The organism is Streptomyces sp. PKA51, from assembly GCF_057552455.1.
This window is the reverse complement of sequence record NZ_BAAJPZ010000003.1, coordinates 416,608-434,600: the sequence shown is the minus strand read 5'-3', so window position 1 is coordinate 434,600 and position 17,993 is coordinate 416,608. Positions and strand designations below refer to the sequence as shown.

At 73.6% G+C, this 17,993-nt stretch carries 18 protein-coding genes; 11 read left to right on the top strand and 7 right to left on the bottom strand.

The window, feature by feature from the left end:
* Positions 1-3: 3 nt before the first annotated feature.
* Together AC27L3_RS06955 and AC27L3_RS06950 are read right to left on the bottom strand one after the other, a co-directional pair.
* Positions 4-945 carry an L-tyrosine/L-tryptophan isonitrile synthase family protein gene (locus tag AC27L3_RS06955; protein WP_487233123.1) on the bottom strand — a complete coding sequence of 314 codons (942 nt, stop codon included), beginning with the start codon at positions 943-945 and terminating at the stop codon, positions 4-6.
* Positions 946-952: 7 nt separating this feature from the next.
* A complete protein-coding gene (locus tag AC27L3_RS06950; RefSeq protein ID WP_487233122.1) occupies positions 953-2,206 on the bottom strand; it encodes a cytochrome P450 family protein in 1,254 nt (417 codons plus the stop codon).
* A gap of 231 nt (positions 2,207-2,437) precedes the next feature.
* Between AC27L3_RS06950 and AC27L3_RS06945 the strand changes: the two genes are divergently transcribed.
* The 3 genes from AC27L3_RS06945 to AC27L3_RS06935 are packed head-to-tail and all read left to right on the top strand — an operon-like array spanning position 2,438 to position 5,636.
* Entirely contained in the window at positions 2,438-2,635 is a 198-nt protein-coding gene (locus AC27L3_RS06945) for a hypothetical protein (RefSeq protein ID WP_487233121.1), read from the top strand.
* The gene (locus tag AC27L3_RS06940) at positions 2,635-5,163 is read left to right on the top strand and encodes a heavy metal translocating P-type ATPase (protein WP_487233120.1); all 2,529 of its coding nucleotides are present in this window, start codon (positions 2,635-2,637) and stop codon (positions 5,161-5,163) included. Before AC27L3_RS06945 ends, AC27L3_RS06940 begins: the two co-directional genes overlap by 1 nt.
* Positions 5,160-5,636: a copper chaperone PCu(A)C gene (locus tag AC27L3_RS06935; protein ID WP_487233119.1), complete on the top strand. Its 477-nt coding sequence runs from the start codon at positions 5,160-5,162 to the stop codon at positions 5,634-5,636. Before AC27L3_RS06940 ends, AC27L3_RS06935 begins: the two co-directional genes overlap by 4 nt.
* Before the next feature lie 82 nt (positions 5,637-5,718).
* Here AC27L3_RS06935 and AC27L3_RS06930 read toward each other — a convergent pair whose 3' ends face one another.
* Positions 5,719-6,318, bottom strand: coding sequence for a sigma-70 family RNA polymerase sigma factor (locus tag AC27L3_RS06930; RefSeq protein ID WP_487233118.1), 600 nt, complete (start codon positions 6,316-6,318; stop codon positions 5,719-5,721).
* Positions 6,319-6,367: 49 nt separating this feature from the next.
* Between AC27L3_RS06930 and AC27L3_RS06925 the strand changes: the two genes are divergently transcribed.
* Positions 6,368-6,544 carry a zf-HC2 domain-containing protein gene (locus AC27L3_RS06925; RefSeq protein WP_487233117.1) on the top strand — a complete coding sequence of 59 codons (177 nt, stop codon included), beginning with the start codon at positions 6,368-6,370 and terminating at the stop codon, positions 6,542-6,544.
* A gap of 137 nt (positions 6,545-6,681) precedes the next feature.
* On the opposite strand, the gene AC27L3_RS06920 is transcribed toward AC27L3_RS06925, so the two are convergent.
* Positions 6,682-7,392: a hypothetical protein gene (locus AC27L3_RS06920; RefSeq protein ID WP_487233116.1), complete on the bottom strand. Its 711-nt coding sequence runs from the start codon at positions 7,390-7,392 to the stop codon at positions 6,682-6,684.
* A 393-nt stretch (positions 7,393-7,785) separates the two neighbouring features.
* Positions 7,786-8,049, bottom strand: coding sequence for a hypothetical protein (locus tag AC27L3_RS06915; protein ID WP_487233115.1), 264 nt, complete (start codon positions 8,047-8,049; stop codon positions 7,786-7,788).
* A gap of 208 nt (positions 8,050-8,257) precedes the next feature.
* Between AC27L3_RS06915 and AC27L3_RS06910 the strand changes: the two genes are divergently transcribed.
* The 5 genes from AC27L3_RS06910 to AC27L3_RS06890 all read left to right on the top strand — a co-directional run bounded on the left by AC27L3_RS06910 (position 8,258) and on the right by AC27L3_RS06890 (position 12,756).
* Complete coding sequence (locus AC27L3_RS06910; RefSeq protein WP_487233114.1) at positions 8,258-9,409, top strand: GAF domain-containing protein; 1,152 nt, start codon at positions 8,258-8,260, stop codon at positions 9,407-9,409.
* Positions 9,410-9,498: 89 nt separating this feature from the next.
* On the top strand, positions 9,499-11,022 hold the full coding sequence (exaC, locus tag AC27L3_RS06905; RefSeq protein ID WP_487233113.1) for an acetaldehyde dehydrogenase ExaC: 1,524 nt from the start codon (positions 9,499-9,501) through the stop codon (positions 11,020-11,022).
* Between the two features lie 89 nt (positions 11,023-11,111).
* Entirely contained in the window at positions 11,112-11,513 is a 402-nt protein-coding gene (locus tag AC27L3_RS06900) for a hypothetical protein (RefSeq protein WP_487233112.1), read from the top strand.
* Positions 11,514-11,632: 119 nt separating this feature from the next.
* A complete protein-coding gene (locus tag AC27L3_RS06895) occupies positions 11,633-12,175 on the top strand; it encodes a hypothetical protein (RefSeq protein ID WP_487233111.1) in 543 nt (180 codons plus the stop codon).
* Between the two features lie 128 nt (positions 12,176-12,303).
* Entirely contained in the window at positions 12,304-12,756 is a 453-nt protein-coding gene (locus AC27L3_RS06890) for a VOC family protein (protein WP_487233110.1), read from the top strand.
* A 19-nt stretch (positions 12,757-12,775) separates the two neighbouring features.
* Here the strand turns inward: AC27L3_RS06890 and AC27L3_RS06885 are convergent, their stop codons facing one another.
* Positions 12,776-13,978, bottom strand: a complete 1,203-nt coding sequence (locus tag AC27L3_RS06885) for a serine hydrolase domain-containing protein (RefSeq protein WP_487233109.1) — start codon at positions 13,976-13,978, stop codon at positions 12,776-12,778.
* Positions 13,979-14,159: 181 nt separating this feature from the next.
* Between AC27L3_RS06885 and AC27L3_RS06880 the strand changes: the two genes are divergently transcribed.
* A complete protein-coding gene (locus AC27L3_RS06880) occupies positions 14,160-15,395 on the top strand; it encodes an alpha-hydroxy acid oxidase (protein ID WP_487233108.1) in 1,236 nt (411 codons plus the stop codon).
* Here the strand turns inward: AC27L3_RS06880 and AC27L3_RS06875 are convergent.
* Complete coding sequence (locus tag AC27L3_RS06875) at positions 15,346-16,527, bottom strand: TetR/AcrR family transcriptional regulator (protein ID WP_487233107.1); 1,182 nt, start codon at positions 16,525-16,527, stop codon at positions 15,346-15,348. The two genes, AC27L3_RS06880 and AC27L3_RS06875, sit on opposite strands and share 50 nt — an antisense overlap.
* Positions 16,528-16,689: 162 nt before the next feature.
* On the opposite strand from AC27L3_RS06875, the gene clpX reads away from it, so the two are divergent.
* Positions 16,690-17,961, top strand: a complete 1,272-nt coding sequence (gene clpX, locus AC27L3_RS06870) for an ATP-dependent Clp protease ATP-binding subunit ClpX (RefSeq protein WP_487233106.1) — start codon at positions 16,690-16,692, stop codon at positions 17,959-17,961.
* Positions 17,962-17,993 lie beyond the last annotated feature (32 nt).

The following is a 17,993-nucleotide window of genomic DNA, read 5'->3' as shown; positions in this document are numbered from 1 at the left end:
CGGTCAGGCCGTCGCCTCGAAGTGGCTGGGGCGTCCGTCGCGCAGGACCAGGCGCCCCAGCCGCTCGGCGTCCGCGCGGCGCATCAGCCGCGCCCGGCCGCCGGCGTCCTTCAGGACGGCCGTGTGCCAGGGCGTGGCCCACACGTCGGCGCACTCCAGCAGCCGGATCCCGAACTTCTCGCCACCCACCGGCTGCGGGTGGATCGACAGGCGCACGGCGTCCGGATGGCGGTCGGCGACCAACGCGCCCCATGCCCGGCTCCGGGCGATCACCTCGTAGGCGCGGGCCCGGCAGGCCCGCTGCAGGGCCGAGCGGCTGCCGGTGTGGTGGGCGGTGTCCTCGACGAGGAAGCGCGTGATGCCGCGGTAGAGCCGGGCGGTCTCCTCGTCGCTGCGCACCGCGGCGCGCAGCTCCTCCAGGCGGGGGGCGTAGGCGTCGGTCACCAGGCGCCGCTTGGCGTCGTGGCCGAGGTCGCCGTGCACGTCGCGCAGGTCGAAGGTCTCCAGGTGGCGCAGGCCCTCGCGGCGGATGAGGGCGCGCAGTTCGTCCCCGTAGGCGTCCACGTCCTCGTCGCTCACGCCGATGCTGTCGGCGAAGATGTGGCCGTCCGAGCAGATGACCAGGCGGGCCCCGGGCGCGTACAGCTCGCCGATGCGGGCGCACAGGCCGTCGAGGAAGGCCAGCGAGAGGCGCTCGCCCTCGTCGGGCAGGCGCCCGAGGACCTTGGCGGGGTTGGGCGACTTGCAGGGGAAGCCCGGCAGGGTCAGCACGACGGGCTCGCCCGCGTCCGTGAACCTGCGTATCCGCTGCAACTGCCGCTCGTGCCGGGCCGGGTCCGGCACGGCCGGTCCGGCGGTGCGGTGGTAGGGCAGCAGCAGCCCGAGGATGCGGGCCTCCAGGCAGGAGGCGGGGGCGGGTGCGGGGGCGGGAGGGGCGAGGGTCATGCTGCGGTCATCCACGGTGGCGGGGGCAGGCGGGCGGGGCGAAGGAGACGGGCAGGGAGCTGGTGCCCCGGCCCAGGACGGCGGGGATCCACTGCAGCTCCTCGTCCGGCACGGCCAGGCGCAGCCCGGGCAGCCGGGCGATCAGCGTGCCGAGCGCGACCTGCAGTTCGATGCGGGCGAGGGCCGCGCCGGGGCAGAAGTGGATGCCGTGGCCGAAGGCCAGGTGCGGGCCCTGCGCCCGGTCGAGGTCGAGGGTGTCCGGGTCGGGGAAGCGCTCGGGGTCGCGATTGGCCGCGCACAGCGAGACGATGACCGAGTCGCCGGCGGGCACGCGGGTGCCGTGCAGGTCGGCGTCCTCGGCGAGGAAGCGCCAGGTGGTGAGCTCGAAGGCGCTGTCGATGCGCAGCAGTTCCTCGACGGCGGCGGGCATCAGGTCCGGCTCGGCGCGCAGCCTGGCCAGGGCCTCCGGTGCGCGCAGCAGCGCCACCAGGGCGGTGGTGATCTGGTTGGTGACCGGCTCCTGGCCGGCGACGAGCAGCTGGAAGACCATCGAGTCCAGCTCCTCGCGGGTCAGTTCGCCCGCGTCGTGGGCGGTGACCAGGCGGGCGAGCAGCCCGTCGCCGGGGTGCTCGCGCCGGTCCGCGACGACCTCGGCGATGTAGGTCTGCAGCTCGCGCAGCAGCGCCTCGTACGCGGGCCGGCCCGGGTCGGTCGGGCCGACCGGCGCGACGACCCTGCCCCAGTCGCGGCGGAAGCGCGCCGCCAGGTGCGGGGGCAGTCCGATGACCTCGGCGAGCACCTGGAAGGGGAAGCGGGCCGCGAAGCAGCGCACCAGGTCGACGGTGGCGGCCCCGTCCGCGGGCAGGGCGGCGTCGAGCAGCGCGTCGGCCATCTCCTGGAAGCGGGGCCGCAGCGCCTCCATGCGCCGCGGCGCGAAGGCGTCGGTGACCAGGCGGCGCATGACCGTGTGCTTCGGCGGGTCCTGGTGCAGCAGGTGCACCTGCAGCTGGGAGTGCTGGGGCTCGGGCATGATCGAGGCCCGGGCGCGCCAGGCGTCGTTGCCGAGCGCGTGGTTCTTGCCCAGCCGCGGGTCGGCCAGCGTGCGCTGCGCGGCGGCGTGCCCGGTGACCAGCCAGGCGGTCACCCCGCTGGGGAAGAGCACCCGGTGGACGGGGCCCTGCGCGCGCAGCCGCGCGTACAACGGGTAGGGGTCGCGCTTGTACGCGGGACCGAAGAGGGGGACGGGGTCGGGCAGCGGCACGGCGTGGGGCTCCTCGCGAGGTCGTGGACCCCAAGGAAGTCGTACGCCCGCGCGGGCGAGTTCCCGGCTTTTCGTACGACTCCCGGGCCGGCGCCCGTCGATGCCCCCGGTATCCCGGGGTAGTCGGCCGCGCGGGCCCGCTGGTTCCCGGCTGCGAAAGGGACAATCCTCACGCGCCGGGAAGCGGGCGATGCGCCCGGGCGGCCGGGCGGACCGTGCCACGATGCGGAGATGACCGCACGCCGAGTACCCCCGTACGCACCCCTCGTCGGCTTCGTGCTGCTGCTGGCCGCCCTCTTCGGCGTCGCCTGGGCGGCCGGTGCCGCGGCCGGCCCCGTGGCGCCCGGCATGCACCCCAGCGGGAGCTCCGGTTCCGGCTCCGGCACGGGTGGCGGCGGCATGGGCGGCATGAACGGGATGAACCACTGATGAGCACCCCGGCCTCGACCCAGGCGCCGGCGGTCACCACGGAGCTGATCGTCGGCGGCATGACCTGCGCCGCCTGCGTGGCCCGCGTCGAGAAGAAGCTCGGCCGGCTGGAGGGCGTGAGCGCGAGCGTCAACCTGGCCACCGGACGGGCCCGGATCGGCCACCCCGCGCACGTGACCGCCGAGGAGCTGGTGGCCGTGGTGGAGGGCGCGGGCTACACGGCCGCGCTGCCGCAGCCACCGGCGCAGGAGACGGCCCCCGCCGAGGGCGAGGGGCCGGGCCCGCTGGTCCGCCTGCTGATCACGGCCCTGCTCTCCGTACCGGTCCTGGTGCTCTCCATGGTCCCGGCCCTGCAGTTCCGCAACTGGCAGTGGCTGTGCTTCGTCCTCGCCTCCCCCGTCGCGGTCTGGGGCGCCTGGCCCTTCCACGACCGGGCGCTGCGCGGGCTGCGGCACTCCACGGCCACCATGGACACCCTCGTCTCGCTGGGCGTGGTCGCCTCCTACCTGTGGTCGGCGTACGCCCTCTTCTTCGGCGGCGCGGGCGAGCCGGACATGCGGATGCCGTTCACGCTCGTGCCGTCGGCCACCGGTGGCACCGCGGACGTCTACCTGGAGGCCGTCGTCGGCGTGCCCCTGTTCGTCCTGACCGGCCGCCTGCTGGAGGCCCGCGCCCGGCACGGCACCGGCTCCGCCCTGCGGGCCCTGGCCTCGCTCGCCGCCAAGGACGTCGTCGTCCGCGCCGCCGACGGCACGCAGCGCCGGGTGCCCATCGAGGAGCTGCGGGTCGGCGACCGCTTCGTCGTACGCCCCGGTGAGCGCGTGGCCACCGACGGCGTGGTCGTCACCGGCAGCTCGGCCCTCGACCTGTCCCTGGTCACGGGCGAGAGCGCCCCCGTCGAGGCCGGACCCGGCTGCGCGGTCGTCGGTGGCGCCGTCAACTCCGGCGGCCTGCTGGAGGTACGGGCCGAGGCCGTCGGCGCCGACACCCAACTGGCCCGCATCGCCCGCCTGGTGGAGGAGGCCCAGACCGGCAAGGCCCGCGTGCAGCGCGTGGCCGACGCCATCGCGGGCGTCTTCGTCCCCGCCGTCCTGGCCGTCGCCGTCACCGTCCTCGGCTTCTGGCTGGGCGCCGGCGCCGCCCCGCAGGCGGCGGTCACCGCCGCGGTGGCCGTCCTCGTGGTCGCCTGCCCCTGCGCCCTGGGCCTGGCCACCCCCACCGCCCTGCTCGCCGCCACGGGCCGCGGCGCCGGCCTCGGCATCCTCGTCAGCGGCCCGCAGGCCCTGGAGGGCCTGCGCCGGGTGGACACGGTGGTCCTCGACAAGACGGGCACCCTGACGACGGGCGCCATGACGGTCACCGACGTCGTCGCCCTGCCCGGCTGCACCGCGGAGCAGGCCCTGACCCTGGCGGGCGCGGCGGAAGCCGGCTCCGAACACCCGGTGGGCCGCGCGATCCACGCCCACGCGACGACGGTGGCAGGCCCCCTCCCGGAGGCGACAGCCTTCACGGCAACTCCGGGCCTGGGCGTCCACGCGACGGTGGAGGGTCACGAGGTGACGGTGATGCGCCCGGGGGCGGGCGAGGCCCCGGCGACCACAACGCCGGCAACCGCCCCCGGCGCCCACCGGGCAGTCACCCCCACCCCCCACGCGGGGGCCGGGGCGCAGCCCCGGGACGGGGAGCCGGAGGGCTCGCCCGAGGCCGGGGCGCACGAAGGCGCGGCAGCCGCCCTCGCCACCCACCCCGGGGCCGGGGCGGAGCCCCGTGACGGGGGGTCGGGGGGCCTGCCCCCCGGGAACGGTGGAAGGGCGGGACTGGGGCACCCCTCCCACCCCACCGAGCACCCGGCGGCATCCGCGACCGCCGAAGCCCTCCGCACCGCCCTGGCGGCCGCCGACGCCCGCGGCGACACCCCCGTCGTCGTCCACATCGACGGCACGCCCGCAGCCGTCATCGCCCTCGGCGACACCGTCCGCCCCGACACCTACCGCGCCGTGGACCACCTCAGGCGCCTCGGTCTGCGCCCGGTCCTCGCCACCGGCGACACCGAGGCGGCCGCCCGCTCCGTCGCGGAGCGCCTCGGCATCGACGAGGTGCACGCGCGGGCCACGCCGGAGGAGAAGGCCGCCCTCGTGCGCGCCTTGCGCGGCAGCGGCCACCGCGTCGCCGTCATCGGCGACGGGGTCAACGACGCGGCCGCCCTCGCCGGTGCGGATCTCGGGATCGCCATGGGCAGCGGCACGGATGCCGCGATCGGTGCGGCGGACGTCACGCTGGTGCGCGAGGACATGGGGGCGCTGGGCGATGCGGTCCGGCTGGCCCGGCGCACGTCGGTGACGGTGCGGTCCAACCTCGCGTGGGCATTCGCGTACAACCTCGTCACCGTGCCGCTCGCCGCCGTCGGCCTGCTCAGCCCGATGCTCGCGGCGGCGGCGATGTCCGTCAGTTCGCTGCTGGTCGTGGGCAACAGCCTGCGGCTGCGCAGCTGGCAGCCCCGTCCCCCCGCCGCAAGGAAGTCCCGGTGAAGAACTCCCTGATCGGCGCGGCCCGCGCCGCGCTCGTGCCGGCCGCGGCCGGTGCCCTGGCCCTGGCCGGCCTGACCGCGTGGGCGGCCTCGGGCGCGGCCGGCCGGCCGGCGTCGGTGACGGTGGAGGAGGCTCGGGTCCTCGTACCGTTCGGCTCGGACGACACCGCCGCGCTGCTGCGGCTGCGCAACTCCGGCGACGTGGACGACGAGCTGATCGGCGTGGACGTGCCGACGGCCGGCGGCGCGATGCTCAGCCGCACGGTGGTCCGCAACGGTGCCGGCACGATGCGCATGGTCCACTCGGTGACCGTACCGGCGCGCCGGACGCTGGTGATGTCGCCGCACACGGTGGACGTGATGGTCTACCGGCCGCCCGCCCTGCGCGTCGGCGACCGGCTGCCGTACGTGCTGCGCTTCCGCGAGAGCGGCACGGTCCGCGGGGAGGCGGTCGTCGTACGGCCGGGGAACTAGCACCCCGCAAGGGGCACAACGAGTAAAAGGGCCCACGGTGCGACGTCCGCACCGTGGGCCCCTTGCGTGACCGAGCTGGGCGTCAGCCCGCCAGCGCGGGCACCCGCTCCCGTGCCGCCGCTTCCGCGGCGGCCTCGTGCTCGGCCGCGGCGAGCTGGACGATCAGCGCCTCCCGTGCCCGCGCCACGCGCGAGCGGACGGTGCCCACCGGGCAGCCGGCGACCACGGCGGCCTCGGCGTACGGCAGCCCGAGCATCTGCGTGAGGACGAAGGCCTCGCGCCGTTCGCAGGGCAGGCGGTCGAGCAGCTGCGAGAGGACGACGCCCTCGTCGAAGCCGGGCAGCGCGGCCGGCTGGGCGCGTTCGGCGGCGGACTGCCAGTCGTCGGTGTCCGACAGCCGCGGCCGTGCCGCCTGGAAGCGCAGCCGGTCCACGACCGTGCGCCGGGCGATGGACAGCAGCCAGGTGCGGGCCGAGGAGCGGCCTTCGAAGCGCGGCAGGGAGCGCAGCGCGCGCAGGTACGTCTCCTGGACGAGGTCGTCCGCGCCCTGCGGGTCGTTGCTGAGCCGTGCCACGTAGCGGCGCACGTCGTTCTGGGTGGCCCTGATGAAGCGGTCGACCGCTTCGGCGTCGCCGCTGCGCGCGGCCAGGGCCCAGGCGGTCACCGTCTCGTCGTCACGCACGACGCCCCCCGGTGCGGGGGCGCGGCGTGGTGCCGGGGACGATGGCGGGGTGCATTGCAGTGAGGTACGTACCGCCGTCTCCGCCCGCCTCGACGGCGAGGAGGCGCCCCCGGGGGTGCCGGGGCCGGTGGTCGGGGCGCACCTGGAGGGGTGCGCGCAGTGCCGGGAGTGGCAGGAGCGGGCCCGCAGGCTGAAGGTCCTCGCGGCGGGGCTGGACCTCGGCTGAGCAGGCCGGCGGTGTGAGGGCAGGGGTCATCGCCCTGGGTCCTTCCTGGAATCCGGGCGCCCGGCGGCCGGGGGCGGTTGCTCCGCTCCCCTGCGGTGGGCGGGCCCGGTGAAGTGATTCGGCCCGGTGGGTCGCCGTCAGACGACGGCGACGCGGGCAGGAGGACCGCGCGTGGGGAGGACGTGGGCGTACAGCAGCTGGCGCAGCCGCTGTACGGCGTGGGCCAGCCCGGCCCGGACGCGGGGCGGCCCGGGCCGTACCGGTATGACGTCGAGGACCAGCAGCAGGGGCGCGCGCAGGCGGGCCCGCACGGTGCGGGCGAGCCGGAACGCGGCCTGCTCGCCGCCGGCGAGCCAGATGCCGCAGACGAGGGCGACGAGGACGTGCGCGGACCACATGCCGAGCGCGCCGTGCCCGGCGTGGGACATGCCGGGCATGCCCATGCCGCCGCTCATACCGGCCATGTCATGAGGTGCCCCCGCGCCCGGGGCGGGCAGCCCGTACCCGCCGCAGATCGTTCCGGCGGCGGGCATCAGGGCGTGATCGAACGGGCCGCTCGGCACGGCCTGCGCACCCTGCTGCACGCTCTGGGCGACCGTGAAGAAGGAGTGCAGAGCCGTCTGTGCGCCCACCGTGGCGAGCGTGATCAGCAGCGGCCCGCGTTCCCGGCCCGCCAGGAACCAGGCGCAGCTGCCGGTTCCGGTCAGGGCGACGGCGACGGCCCACCAGGGCACGGTGGTGCCGGACATCAGGGCGTGGCCGAGGGCGGCGAGCAGCACGCAGACCGCTGCGAACACCCCGGCTCGCAGCGTGCGCGGGACCTGACCGGCCTGCTGCCCTGTTTTCATGACGGGGACATCGTTGCACCCGCCCCGCGCGCGTCGACGGCGGGGGGCGCGCTGACGCCCGTACGACCCCCCGCTCGGCGCACGGCTCCGCCCCGTACCGTCCGCCCGGCGGTACGGGGCGGCGGGCCGCCGGCTCGGGGGGAAGACCGGCAGGCCCCGTCCCGTTGCGCCAGTGGGACTCGCACCGCCGAGTCAAGCGCGGCGGAGGCGGCGGCGGGAGCGTGTGCAGCGGGTCAATGCGGGTGCGGCCGCGCACACCCCGTGTGGAATGACCCCTTCCACAGCGGCCGGGGCGCGGGCTACCGGCTACCGGCTTCGGGAATACGGGGGGTACGGGCTACGGGCTACGGGCTACGGGCTACGGGCTACGGGCTACGGGCTACGGGCTACGGGCTACGACGAGGAGCGGGAGCCGGCCTGCTTCGTTTTCTTCGCGCCGTGGTGGGGCAGCCATGCGGCGCTGCTGCGGTCGCCGAAGCGGCTGCCGATGGCGCCCTTGATCACCGAGAGCGCGGCGGGCAGTGCCGCGATGGCCGCGGCCTTGATCGCGGAGATGCTGGTGAGGTCGAACCCGTCGGCGATGAGGATGCCGAGGAAGGTGGTCACGTACGCGGCGAGGGTCCGCTCGGCTATGTCGGAGATGACCTTGCTGTTCATGCAGGTGCTTCCGTTCGAAAGTCGCGGTCGGGCGGTCGGGCGGTTGCGCTGTCGTGCTGTCGTGCTGTCGGGAGCGGGGACGGAGGGCGCGGCGTGACGTGTGCACTCCAAGCTTCCGCTGCTCGGGGTCTTACCCGTACCGGACCCGTTCGGCACCCGTGGCGAGGGCGGTATCGTCGCCGCGACGGGCGGAACAGGGAGGGTCCACATGGCCAACCCCCAGCGTGACCGTTGTGCGGGCGACCCCTGGAGCGCGGGCGCCGCGCCCGTGCCGGCCGTCGACCCCGCCGAGCGGTGCCGGGCGGTCGGCGGCGCGCACTCGGCGTTCGTCGCGGACGGCGTACTGGACCCGGCTCTGCGCCCGGTCGTCGCGGCCTCCTGGCGGCGGTCCGCGGCGGTGCTGCCGCGCCCGGAGTTCATGGCACCGGTGGAGCTGGGCGACGACGAGCTGGAGCAGTACCGCGCGGCGCACCCGCTCGCGCGGGCGATGCCGCTGTTCCGGGAGCTGCTCGGTTCCATCGCCGACGACGGGGCGCACCTGCTGGCGGTGTGCGACGCGGCGGGCCGGCTGCTGTGGGTGGAGGGGCACGCGGGGGTCCGCAGCCGGGCCGAGCACATGAACTTCGTCCCAGGCGCCCGCTGGGACGAGCGGCACGCCGGCACCAACGCGCCCGGCACCGCGCTCGCCCTCGACCGTCCGGTGCAGATCTTCGCCACCGAGCACTACAACCGTCTCGTCCAGCCGTGGACCTGCGCGGCCGCGCCCGTCCACGATCCGCGTACCGGGCAGCTGCTCGGCGCGGTGGACCTCACCGGCGGCCACCACCTGGCCGTACCGCACACCCTCGCCCTCGTCCGGGCGACGGCCCGCGCCGCCGAGGCCCAGCTGGCGACCGCGTCCCCCGGCCCGCCCCTGCCGGGCCCCGCGCTGTCCGTACTGGGCCGCGACGAGGCGCTGCTGGTCACCGACGGACGGCGGGTACGGCTCGGGCGCCGGCACAGCGAGATCCTCGTCCTGCTCGCCGCCCGCCCCGACGGCCTGACGGGCGATCAGCTCACCGCGGCGTTGTACGGGGACCGGCCGGTACCGCCGGTGACCCTGCGCGCGGAGATCTGCCGGCTGCGCCGCCTGGTGCCCGGCCTGCTGCACTCGCGCCCGTACCGCCCGGCCGTACCGCTGCACACCGACATCGCCCTGGTCGAACGGGAACTGGACCACGGCGACGTCCGGGCGGCCCTGCGCGCCTACCCGGGCCCGGTGCTGCCCACGTCGGAGGCGCCGGGGGTGGCCCGGCTGCGCCGACTGCTGGAGGACCGGCTGCGCCGGGCCGCAGCCCATGCGACGGGGAGTGGCCGGTAAGCGTCCGCGAGCAACCTTCGCGCAACGTACGAACGGCTACCGTGCGGCCGCCCGTTCCCGCACCGTCCGCCTTCAGGGCTGGAGAACCCATGACCCGCTACGCCACCCCCGGCTCGCCCGACGCACTCGTCTCGTACCGGCCGCGCTACGACCACTGGATCGGCGGCACCTACGTACCGCCCAAGCAGGGCCGCTACTTCGAGAACCCCTCCCCCGTCGACGGCCGCACCTTCACCGAGGTCGCCCGCGGCACCGCGGAGGACGTCGAACGCGCCCTGGACGCCGCCCACGCGGCCGCCCCCGCCTGGGCCCGCACCTCCCCGGCCGAACGCGCCGCCGTCCTCAACCGCATCGCCGACCGCATGGAACGCAACCTCGAAGCCCTCGCCGTCGCCGAGTCCTGGGAGAACGGCAAACCCGTCCGCGAGACCCTCGCCGCCGACATCCCCCTGGCCATCGACCACTTCCGCTACTTCGCGGGCGCCGTCCGGGCCCAGGAGGGCAGCCTCTCGGAACTCGACGAGGACACCGTCGCCTACCACTTCCACGAGCCCCTGGGCGTCGTCGCCCAGATCATCCCGTGGAACTTCCCCCTGCTGATGGTCGCCTGGAAGCTCGCCCCCGCGCTGGCCGCCGGCAACGCCGTCGTCCTCAAACCCGCCGAGCAGACCCCCGCCTCCGTCCACGTCTGGCTCGACCTGGTCGCCGACCTCATCCCGCCCGGCGTCCTCAACATCGTCAACGGCTTCGGCGCCGAGGCCGGCAAGCCTCTCGCCGCCTCCCCCCGCGTCGCCAAGATCGCCTTCACCGGCGAGACGACGACGGGCCGCCTGATCATGCAGTACGCCTCGGAGCACCTCAAACCGGTCACCCTCGAACTCGGCGGCAAGAGCCCCAACATCTTCTTCGACGACGTCTCCGCCGCCGACGACGACTTCCTCGACAAGGCCCTCGAAGGCTTCACCATGTTCGCCCTCAACCAGGGCGAGGTCTGCACCTGCCCCTCCCGCGCCCTCATCCAGCGCGGCCACTACGCCGACTTCCTCGCCGCAGCCCTCACCCGCACCGAGGCCATCGTCCCCGGCCACCCCCTGGACACCGACACCATGATCGGCGCCCAGGCCTCCAACGACCAGCTCGAGAAGATCCTCTCCTACTTCGACATAGCCCGCCAGGAAGGCGCCCGCACCCTCACCGGCGGCACCCGCGCCGCCCTCGGCGGCGAACTCGCCGGCGGCTTCTACATCGAACCCACCGTCTTCGAGGGCCACAACCGCATGCGCGTCTTCCAGGAGGAGATCTTCGGCCCGGTCGTCGGCGTCACCCCCTTCACCGACCTCGACGACGCCGTCGCCCTGGCCAACGACACCCTCTACGGCCTCGGCGCCGGCGTCTGGACCCGCGACCACACCACCGCCTACCGCACCGCCCGAGCCCTCCAGGCCGGCCGCGTCTGGACGAACACCTACCACCAATACCCCGCCCACGCCGCTTTCGGAGGCTACAAACAATCGGGCTTCGGCCGCGAAGGCCACAAAATGGCCCTCTCCCACTACCAGCAGACGAAGAACGTGCTGGTGTCGTACTCCGCGAAGAAGCTGGGGTTCTTCTAGAAGCCGCGCCGGGCTTCCTGAATTGGCGTCAACTGTGCCCGGTGCTCTAGAATTTACGCACCCAACAGCACAGAGGAGAGGCGCCGTCCATGGGCACCAAATTCATCGAGGTGGACGAGACCCACAAGGGTCAGCCGGGCGTTGAGGAAGGGGTGAAGACGATCGAGGTCGGCGGTCAGACGATCACGACGCCGATTTTCGTCCAGCGCATCGACTTCGACGACCTCGCCCCCGAGGTGACCGAAGACCTGACCACGGTCAAGTTCGCCGTGACGGTGACGGAGGAAATGGAGGACTTCACCGGGGAGATGCACGAGGACGGTTCCCCGGTGACGGAAATCAAGGAAATCCAGGTGCCCAAGTGGCTCGAAGTCGACCTGGGCGCCGAATCCCTGAAGCAGTACGAGGAGGCCATGGCCCCCTTCATGGCAGCCGCCCGTGAAACCGAGCCCCCGGCCATCCCCGCCCCGCGCAAGCGCCGCAAGAAGTAACCCCGAGCCCCTCTCCTGCCGCCAGGAGAGGGGCTTCGTGATCCTCCGCACGATTGCAGGGCAATCCTCAGGGGCAGCGTCAAGGCAGCACCTGGGAGCCGAAAGGTCGGATGCGCCCGATGAATGAAGAAATACAGGCAAAAGATGCCCTCAAGCTCGCTCAATGGCACCTGAGTCGAGCGGATCAGCTCCGCTTGGGCCTGGTGAGCCGCACCAGCGCGCTGTTGAGCGCGAACGCGCTCGTCGTCGCCGGAGCAGTTCTCGTCTCCAGTGCGCCCTCTTCGCGCCTGGCGCCGATCATCTGGGGGTCCACCCTTGCCGTATTGACGATGAGCACATACTCGGTGGTTCAGGTGACCGGGGTGCTCACCGGTCCGCTACGCGGGCGCGACCTGTCCCGCCCACCCGGATCCCCGCCCGCCCTGGCCTTCAGCTACAAGGACACCCTGGACGAATTCAGCGACCCGGAGGCTTTCGGCGCCGGATTCATGGCACAAAGCACGGGTGATGCCACACGGTCGGCGCTCCTCGAACTATGGCGCTGCATGACGCTCCACCAGCTGAGGATGGCCAGACTGCACCGCGCGACTCGCTCCCTTCTCATCAGCACCATGGCGTTGATTGCTACAGCGGCCGAAAGGCTGGCCTTCCAGATCCTGTAAGCACGAGTTCTGTCGCCCTCCATTGAAGGAGCGCCGATGGGTACTACCGGGATTGGTCGACACCCGGCGCGCATCGCCATGCGATCGCTGGGCGCAGCCTGTCAGTGGGTGCCGATATAACCGTCCTCATGGCACTGAACTGGAAACTCGTCGTCGACAGCTCCAACGCACCCGCCCTCGCGGACTTCTGGGCCGAGGCGCTGGGGTACGTGGTGGAGGACCCGAGTGGGCTCGTCGAGCGGCTGCTGGCCGCCGGGCAGATCGGTGAGGAGGCCGTTGCCGTGCATCAGGGGCGCAGGACCTTCCGTGGTTTCGCCGGGATCCGGCATCCCGATGATCCGTACGACGAGGTGAGCGGGGTCGGGCGGGGGCGGCGGTTGCTGTTCCAGGATGTCGGTGAGGGCAAGACGGGCAAGAACCGGCTGCACATCGACGTCCACAGCGAGCCCGGCGGGCTCGACGCGCTCGTCGAGCGACTGGAGGGGCTGGGGGCGACTCGTGTGCGGGAGGTGAACAAGGGTCCGGCCGGCCACTGGTGGGTCATGCAGGACCCGGAGGGCAACGAGTTCTGCGCCGCGTAGGGGCCGGCCGGCATGGTCCCTACTTCCCGAAGGCCGCCAGGGCCAGGCGCAGGCCGACCGCGGGGGCGTTCTGGTTGGCGGTGGAGGACGTGCCCAGGGCGTAGACGGCTCGGCGGTTGAGGTCGCGGGTGGCGAAGACGCCGCTGCGGTAGCCGGGGTCGCTGCCGGTCTTGCCCCAGGCGGTCGAGCCGTCGGGGAGGGTGAAGGACATCAGGCCGACGCTGAAGCACGCCGTGCCCTTGGTGGGGCCGGTGTTGCAGTTGAGGTTGTTGGCGTAGCGCAGGGGCTTGCCGTCGAGGCCCTTGGGCACCGTGAAGAGTTCGGCGGCCTGGGCCGGGCGCAGGAGGCTGCCGTCGAACAGGCCGGTGATGAAGCGGTCGAGGTCGCCGGTGGTGGAGGTCATGCTGGCGGGCAGGCCGCCCTGCACGTTGACGTCGACGAGCTCGCCGTTGCTCCGGGGCATGTAGCCGGGGAGGTAGGGGCGGGGGACGGGGATGCTGCGTCCGGGGACCGCGGTCCTGGTCTCGCGCATCTTCAGCGGCTTGAGGATGCGCTTGGTCACCTCGTACTGGTACGGGTGCCCGGTGATCTGCTCGATCAGCTTGCCGGCGATGCGGTAGCCGAAGGAGTTGTACTCCTGCTGGGTGCCGGGGCCGAAGCGCGGGCCGGGGCCGGGGCGGCCCTCGGGGCGGAGGGTCTGCTGGATGATCTGGTCCCAGGTGAGGGAGCCGAGGCGGCCGTCGATGTCCTGGTCCGGTGTGGAGGCGGGGGCGCCCTCGAAGTCCTGGGGGAGGCCGCTGGTGTGGTTGAGCAGTTGCCGTACGGTGATGGGCTCCTTGAAGCGGTCCTCCGGCAGCAGGCCGGGCAGGTAGTGCTGCACGCTCTGGTCGAGGTCGACCCGGCCCTCGGCGGACAGCTGGAGGAGGATCACCGCTTCCATGGGCTTGCTGATGCTGCCGATCCGGAAATGAGCACTGGTGCTGATGTGCTTGCCAGTGACCAGGTCCCCGGAGGTGCCCCGCCAGGTCTGCGCGTCCCTGTGCACCTCGGCGACGGCGGCCGCGGCACCGTCGGTCGGGCGCAGACCGATGGCCTCGTTCAGGGCGGCGCGGTCCAGGCCGCCGGGCGCGCCCGTCGCCGCATGCGCGGGGGCCATGGTGAGCACGACGGCGGCTGTGGCCGCCGTGGCGGCGGCCAGGGACAGGGCCGATGAGCGACGCATGCAGGACTCCGTTTTTCCTCGTTCTTCGCTTGCGACGTCCACTCTTCCGTCGGTGATCTTCCCGTACGACCGGGATCACCCTGACCCGACCCCGACGCGTCCCTGACCTTCCTGTCGAGGAAGTCCCTGACGCAGCCGGTGGGCATTGCACCCAACGCACCGCATCCGTAATGGTGTTCGCATGCTTCACGACCGTCCCCGCCGGAGGGTGCCGAGGCCGGCGGACGTGGCCGCGCTGCTGCGCCCGCGTCCCCTGGAGCTCGACGGCACCCGGCGCCGGCTCGCCGCCGCGGCGACCGTGACGGACCTGCGCCGGGCCGCACGCCGCCGCGTACCGAGGGCCGTCTTCGACTACGTCGACGGGGGCGCCGGCGACGAGTTCTCGCTCGCCCGCAATCGGGCGGCCTTCGCGCGCATCGAATTCCGGCCGCGTGTGCTGCGCGACGTCTCCGCCGTGGACACCACCGCCACCGTGCTCGGCAGCCCCTGCGCCCTGCCGCTGGTGCTCGCGCCGACCGGGTTCACGCGGATGATGCACCACGAGGGCGAGGTGGCCGTGGCCCGGGCGGCGGGCCGCGCCGGCGTCCCCTACGCGCTGTCGACCCTCGGTACGACGTCGGTGGCCGAGCTGGCCGCGGCGGCTCCCGGCACCCGCCGGTGGTTCCAGCTGTACTTGTGGCGCGAGCGGGAACGCAGCGAAGAACTCGTGCGGCGTGCCGCGGACGCGGGGTACGAGGCGCTCGTCCTGACGGTCGACACGCCGGTGGCGGGGGCACGGCTTCGCGACGTGCGCAACGGGATGACGCTGCCGCCCGCCCTCACCGCCCGTACGTTCGTCAACGGCGCGCTGCGCCCGGGCTGGTGGCTGAATCTGCTGACCACCGCCCCGCTGGAGTTCGCGTCCTTGCGACAGTGGGGCGGTACCGTCGCGGAGCTCGCGGACCGGATGTTCGATCCGGCGGCCTCGCTCGCCGATCTCGCCCATGTGCGTGCCGTGTGGCCGGGCAAGCTGGTGGTCAAGGGCGTGCAGAGCGCGGAGGACGCCCTGTCGGTCGTCGAGGCCGGCGCCGACGCGGTCGTGGTGAGCAACCACGGCGGCCGGCAGCTCGACCGGGCCCCGGTGCCGCTGGAGGAACTGCCCGCGGTTGTCGAGGCGATCGGCGGCCGGGCGGAGGTCTACGTCGACGGGGGCGTGCTGTCGGGGGCGGACGCCGTGGCCGCGGTGTGCCTGGGCGCGACCGCCGTACTGGTGGGACGGGCGTACCTGTACGGGCTGATGGCGGGCGGCGGGGCCGGCGTGCGGCGGGTCCTGGACATCCTGGGCGCGGAGGTGCGGCAGACGATGCAGCTGCTCGGCGCGACGTCCGTCAAGGACCTGACACCGGAACGCGTACGCCTGCGGCCCTCGGGCCGGTGACCTCGGAGGCGCTGCCCACCGGCCGGGCGGACGCCATCGCGTGGCAGGCCCCGAACCCGTCGGCGCGGCCGACGACGCGCCCGGCTTCGATGCGGATCGCCGTCTCGGTGTCGTCGTCCACGGCCGTCACGCCCGCGGCTGCGGCGACGGCGCCGGCGGTGTCGCACACGACGCGCAGGGCCGGCCAGGCCGACCGGGGGAAGGCGCTGCGCAGGCAGCCGCACAGCTCGGCGACGACGAGCCGGGCGAGGGGCATGAGTTCGCCGGGGTCGCCGGTGACGACGACCACCGTGACGGGAGTGCCGGGTGGTGCGGCGCGGACGGCCTCCTCGACCGCGGAGAGCCGGTGCAGGCCGAGCACGGCGACGATGCCGTCCTCGTGCAGGGGCGCGGGTGCGGCCCGTACGGCGTCGACGGCCGCGGGCGGCTCCCAGGGCCGGTCCTCGGCGCGGGCGGGCGGGTGCACGGGCGGGGGCGCCCACCAGTCGTTGAGTTCGAGCCCGCACAGCCGCTCGGCGGCGCTGACCATGTCGAAGGGCTGCACGAACCCGGGCGCGGCGGCGGCGAGTTGCCGGGCTCCGTGCAGGGAGGTCAGCACCGTCTCGGCGAGCCGGACGAGCCGGCCGGGGGGCGCGCCCTGCGGCGACCGGGGTGGCCGCAGGTGTTCGAGGGCGAGCGCGAGGAGGAGCGCGTCGAGCTTCATCAGCTCGACGAACGGCTGTGCGAGCCGGGTGTCGGCGAGGATTTCGGGCAGCGCGTCGACGTCGATGCGGGCCTCGCCGTACTGCGGGGGGACGCCTCCGGGAGCGGAACCGGCGTCGGCGAAGCCGGTGCCGGGCAGCCGGGCGACCCAGGTGCGCGCAAGGGCGCCGAGCGCCTCGCGGGCCGTGCCGCCCGCCTCGGTGGCCGGCGGGGCGGGCGCGCGTTCGGCGCGCTCGGCCAGAACGGTGAAGTACAGGGCCCGTTTGCCGGGGAAGTTGGAGTAGACGGCGCCGCGGGTGAGCTCGGCGCGCTCGGCGACGGCGTCGATCCGGGCGGCCCGGAAGCCCTTCTCGGCGAACTCCTCACGGGCGGCGGCCAGCACCCTGGCACGCGTGCGCTCCTGCGTCTGCGCCCTGTTGAGCCGAGCCATTGTCCTCCTCGTACCGGGCCCCCACAGGGCGGCCGTCAAATTACCCTAGCATCGGGATGACGGGAACATCTGGATGGCAGGGGCAGCTGTTAAAGTCACGCAAGAGCGCGCGGGGTTCCCAGGCGGGGCCGCGGCGCACCGGAGGGGACGGGTCGACGGGTCATGGCACGCATCGGTGACGAGGGGTTCCTGCTGAAGTGCTCCTTCTGCGGGAAGACGCAGAAACAGGTCAGGAAGCTCATCGCCGGCCCGCCCGGCGTGCACATCTGCGACGAGTGCGTGGGGTTGTGCAACGAGCTCATCGAGGAGGAGCTGGCGGTCGTCACCGAGGCGCCGCTGGAGGAGCTGCCCAAGCCGGCGGAGATCCACCGGTTCCTCGACCAGTACGTGGTGGGCCAGGAGGCCGCGAAGCGCTCGCTGGCGGTGGCCGTCTACAACCACTACAAGCGCGTGTGGGGCATGGAGGACGACGACAAGGACGTCGAGGTCGCCAAGTCGAACATCCTGATGCTCGGACCCACCGGCTGCGGCAAGACCTACCTCGTGCAGACCCTGGCGCGGCTGCTGAACGTCCCGTTCGCCATCGCCGACGCGACCGCCCTGACCGAGGCCGGCTACGTGGGCGAGGACGTCGAGAACATCCTGCTCAAGCTGCTGCAGGCCGCCGACTACGACGTGACCCGGGCCGAGACCGGCATCGTCTACATCGACGAGATCGACAAGATCGCCCGCAAGAGCGAGAACCCCTCCATCACCCGGGACGTCTCCGGCGAGGGCGTCCAGCAGGCGCTGCTGAAGATCCTGGAGGGCACGACGGCCTCGGTGCCGCCGCAGGGCGGGCGCAAGCACCCGCACCAGGAGTTCATCCAGATCGACACCTCCAACGTGCTGTTCATCGTGGCCGGTGCCTTCGCGGGCCTGGAGAACATCATCAACGACCGGGTGGGCCGGCGCGGGCTGGGCTTCGGCGCCCAGATCGAGCCGGTCACGACGCGCGCGGACGGGGACGTCTTCGCCAGCGTCATGCCGGCCGACCTCGTCAAGTACGGGCTGATCCCCGAGTTCATCGGCCGGCTGCCGGTCATCGCCCGCGTCTCCAGCCTCGACAAGGCGGCCCTGCTCAAGACGCTGACCGAGCCGCGCAACGCGCTGGTCAAGCAGTACAAGAAGCTGTTCGAAATGGACCAGGTGGAGCTCGAGTTCAGCCGGGGCGCGCTGGAGGCGATCGTCGACCGGGCCATTCTGCGCGGCACGGGCGCCCGCGGTCTGCGCGGCATCATGGAGAACGTCCTGCGGCCGGTCATGTTCGACATACCGAGCCGCAGCGACGTCGTCAAGGTCGTCATCAACGAGCGCACGGTCACCGAGAACCGCAGCCCGATGATCGTGACACGGCCGCCCTTCTCCGAGGTGTCCGGCGGCCACTCCGCCTGACGGCAGCTGCCCGGCGGCCCGGGGGCCTGCGC

Bases quoted from the DNA above. Each gene is read 5' to 3' on its own strand.
- AC27L3_RS06900 (WP_487233112.1), top strand. From the start codon at position 11,112: ATGGGCACCAAATTCATCGAGGTGGACGAGACCCACAAGGGTCAGCCG.
- AC27L3_RS06920 (WP_487233116.1), bottom strand. From the start codon at position 7,392: ATGAAAACAGGGCAGCAGGCCGGTCAGGTCCCGCGCACGCTGCGAGCC.
- AC27L3_RS06940 (WP_487233120.1), top strand. From the start codon at position 2,635: ATGAGCACCCCGGCCTCGACCCAGGCGCCGGCGGTCACCACGGAGCTG.
- clpX (WP_487233106.1), top strand. From the start codon at position 16,690: ATGGCACGCATCGGTGACGAGGGGTTCCTGCTGAAGTGCTCCTTCTGC.
- AC27L3_RS06875 (WP_487233107.1), bottom strand. From the start codon at position 16,527: ATGGCTCGGCTCAACAGGGCGCAGACGCAGGAGCGCACGCGTGCCAGG.
- AC27L3_RS06880 (WP_487233108.1), top strand. From the start codon at position 14,160: ATGCTTCACGACCGTCCCCGCCGGAGGGTGCCGAGGCCGGCGGACGTG.
- AC27L3_RS06910 (WP_487233114.1), top strand. From the start codon at position 8,258: ATGGCCAACCCCCAGCGTGACCGTTGTGCGGGCGACCCCTGGAGCGCG.
- AC27L3_RS06915 (WP_487233115.1), bottom strand. From the start codon at position 8,049: ATGAACAGCAAGGTCATCTCCGACATAGCCGAGCGGACCCTCGCCGCG.
- AC27L3_RS06895 (WP_487233111.1), top strand. From the start codon at position 11,633: ATGAATGAAGAAATACAGGCAAAAGATGCCCTCAAGCTCGCTCAATGG.
- AC27L3_RS06945 (WP_487233121.1), top strand. From the start codon at position 2,438: ATGACCGCACGCCGAGTACCCCCGTACGCACCCCTCGTCGGCTTCGTG.
- exaC (WP_487233113.1), top strand. From the start codon at position 9,499: ATGACCCGCTACGCCACCCCCGGCTCGCCCGACGCACTCGTCTCGTAC.
- AC27L3_RS06955 (WP_487233123.1), bottom strand. From the start codon at position 945: ATGACCCTCGCCCCTCCCGCCCCCGCACCCGCCCCCGCCTCCTGCCTG.
- AC27L3_RS06885 (WP_487233109.1), bottom strand. From the start codon at position 13,978: ATGCGTCGCTCATCGGCCCTGTCCCTGGCCGCCGCCACGGCGGCCACA.
- AC27L3_RS06890 (WP_487233110.1), top strand. From the start codon at position 12,304: ATGGCACTGAACTGGAAACTCGTCGTCGACAGCTCCAACGCACCCGCC.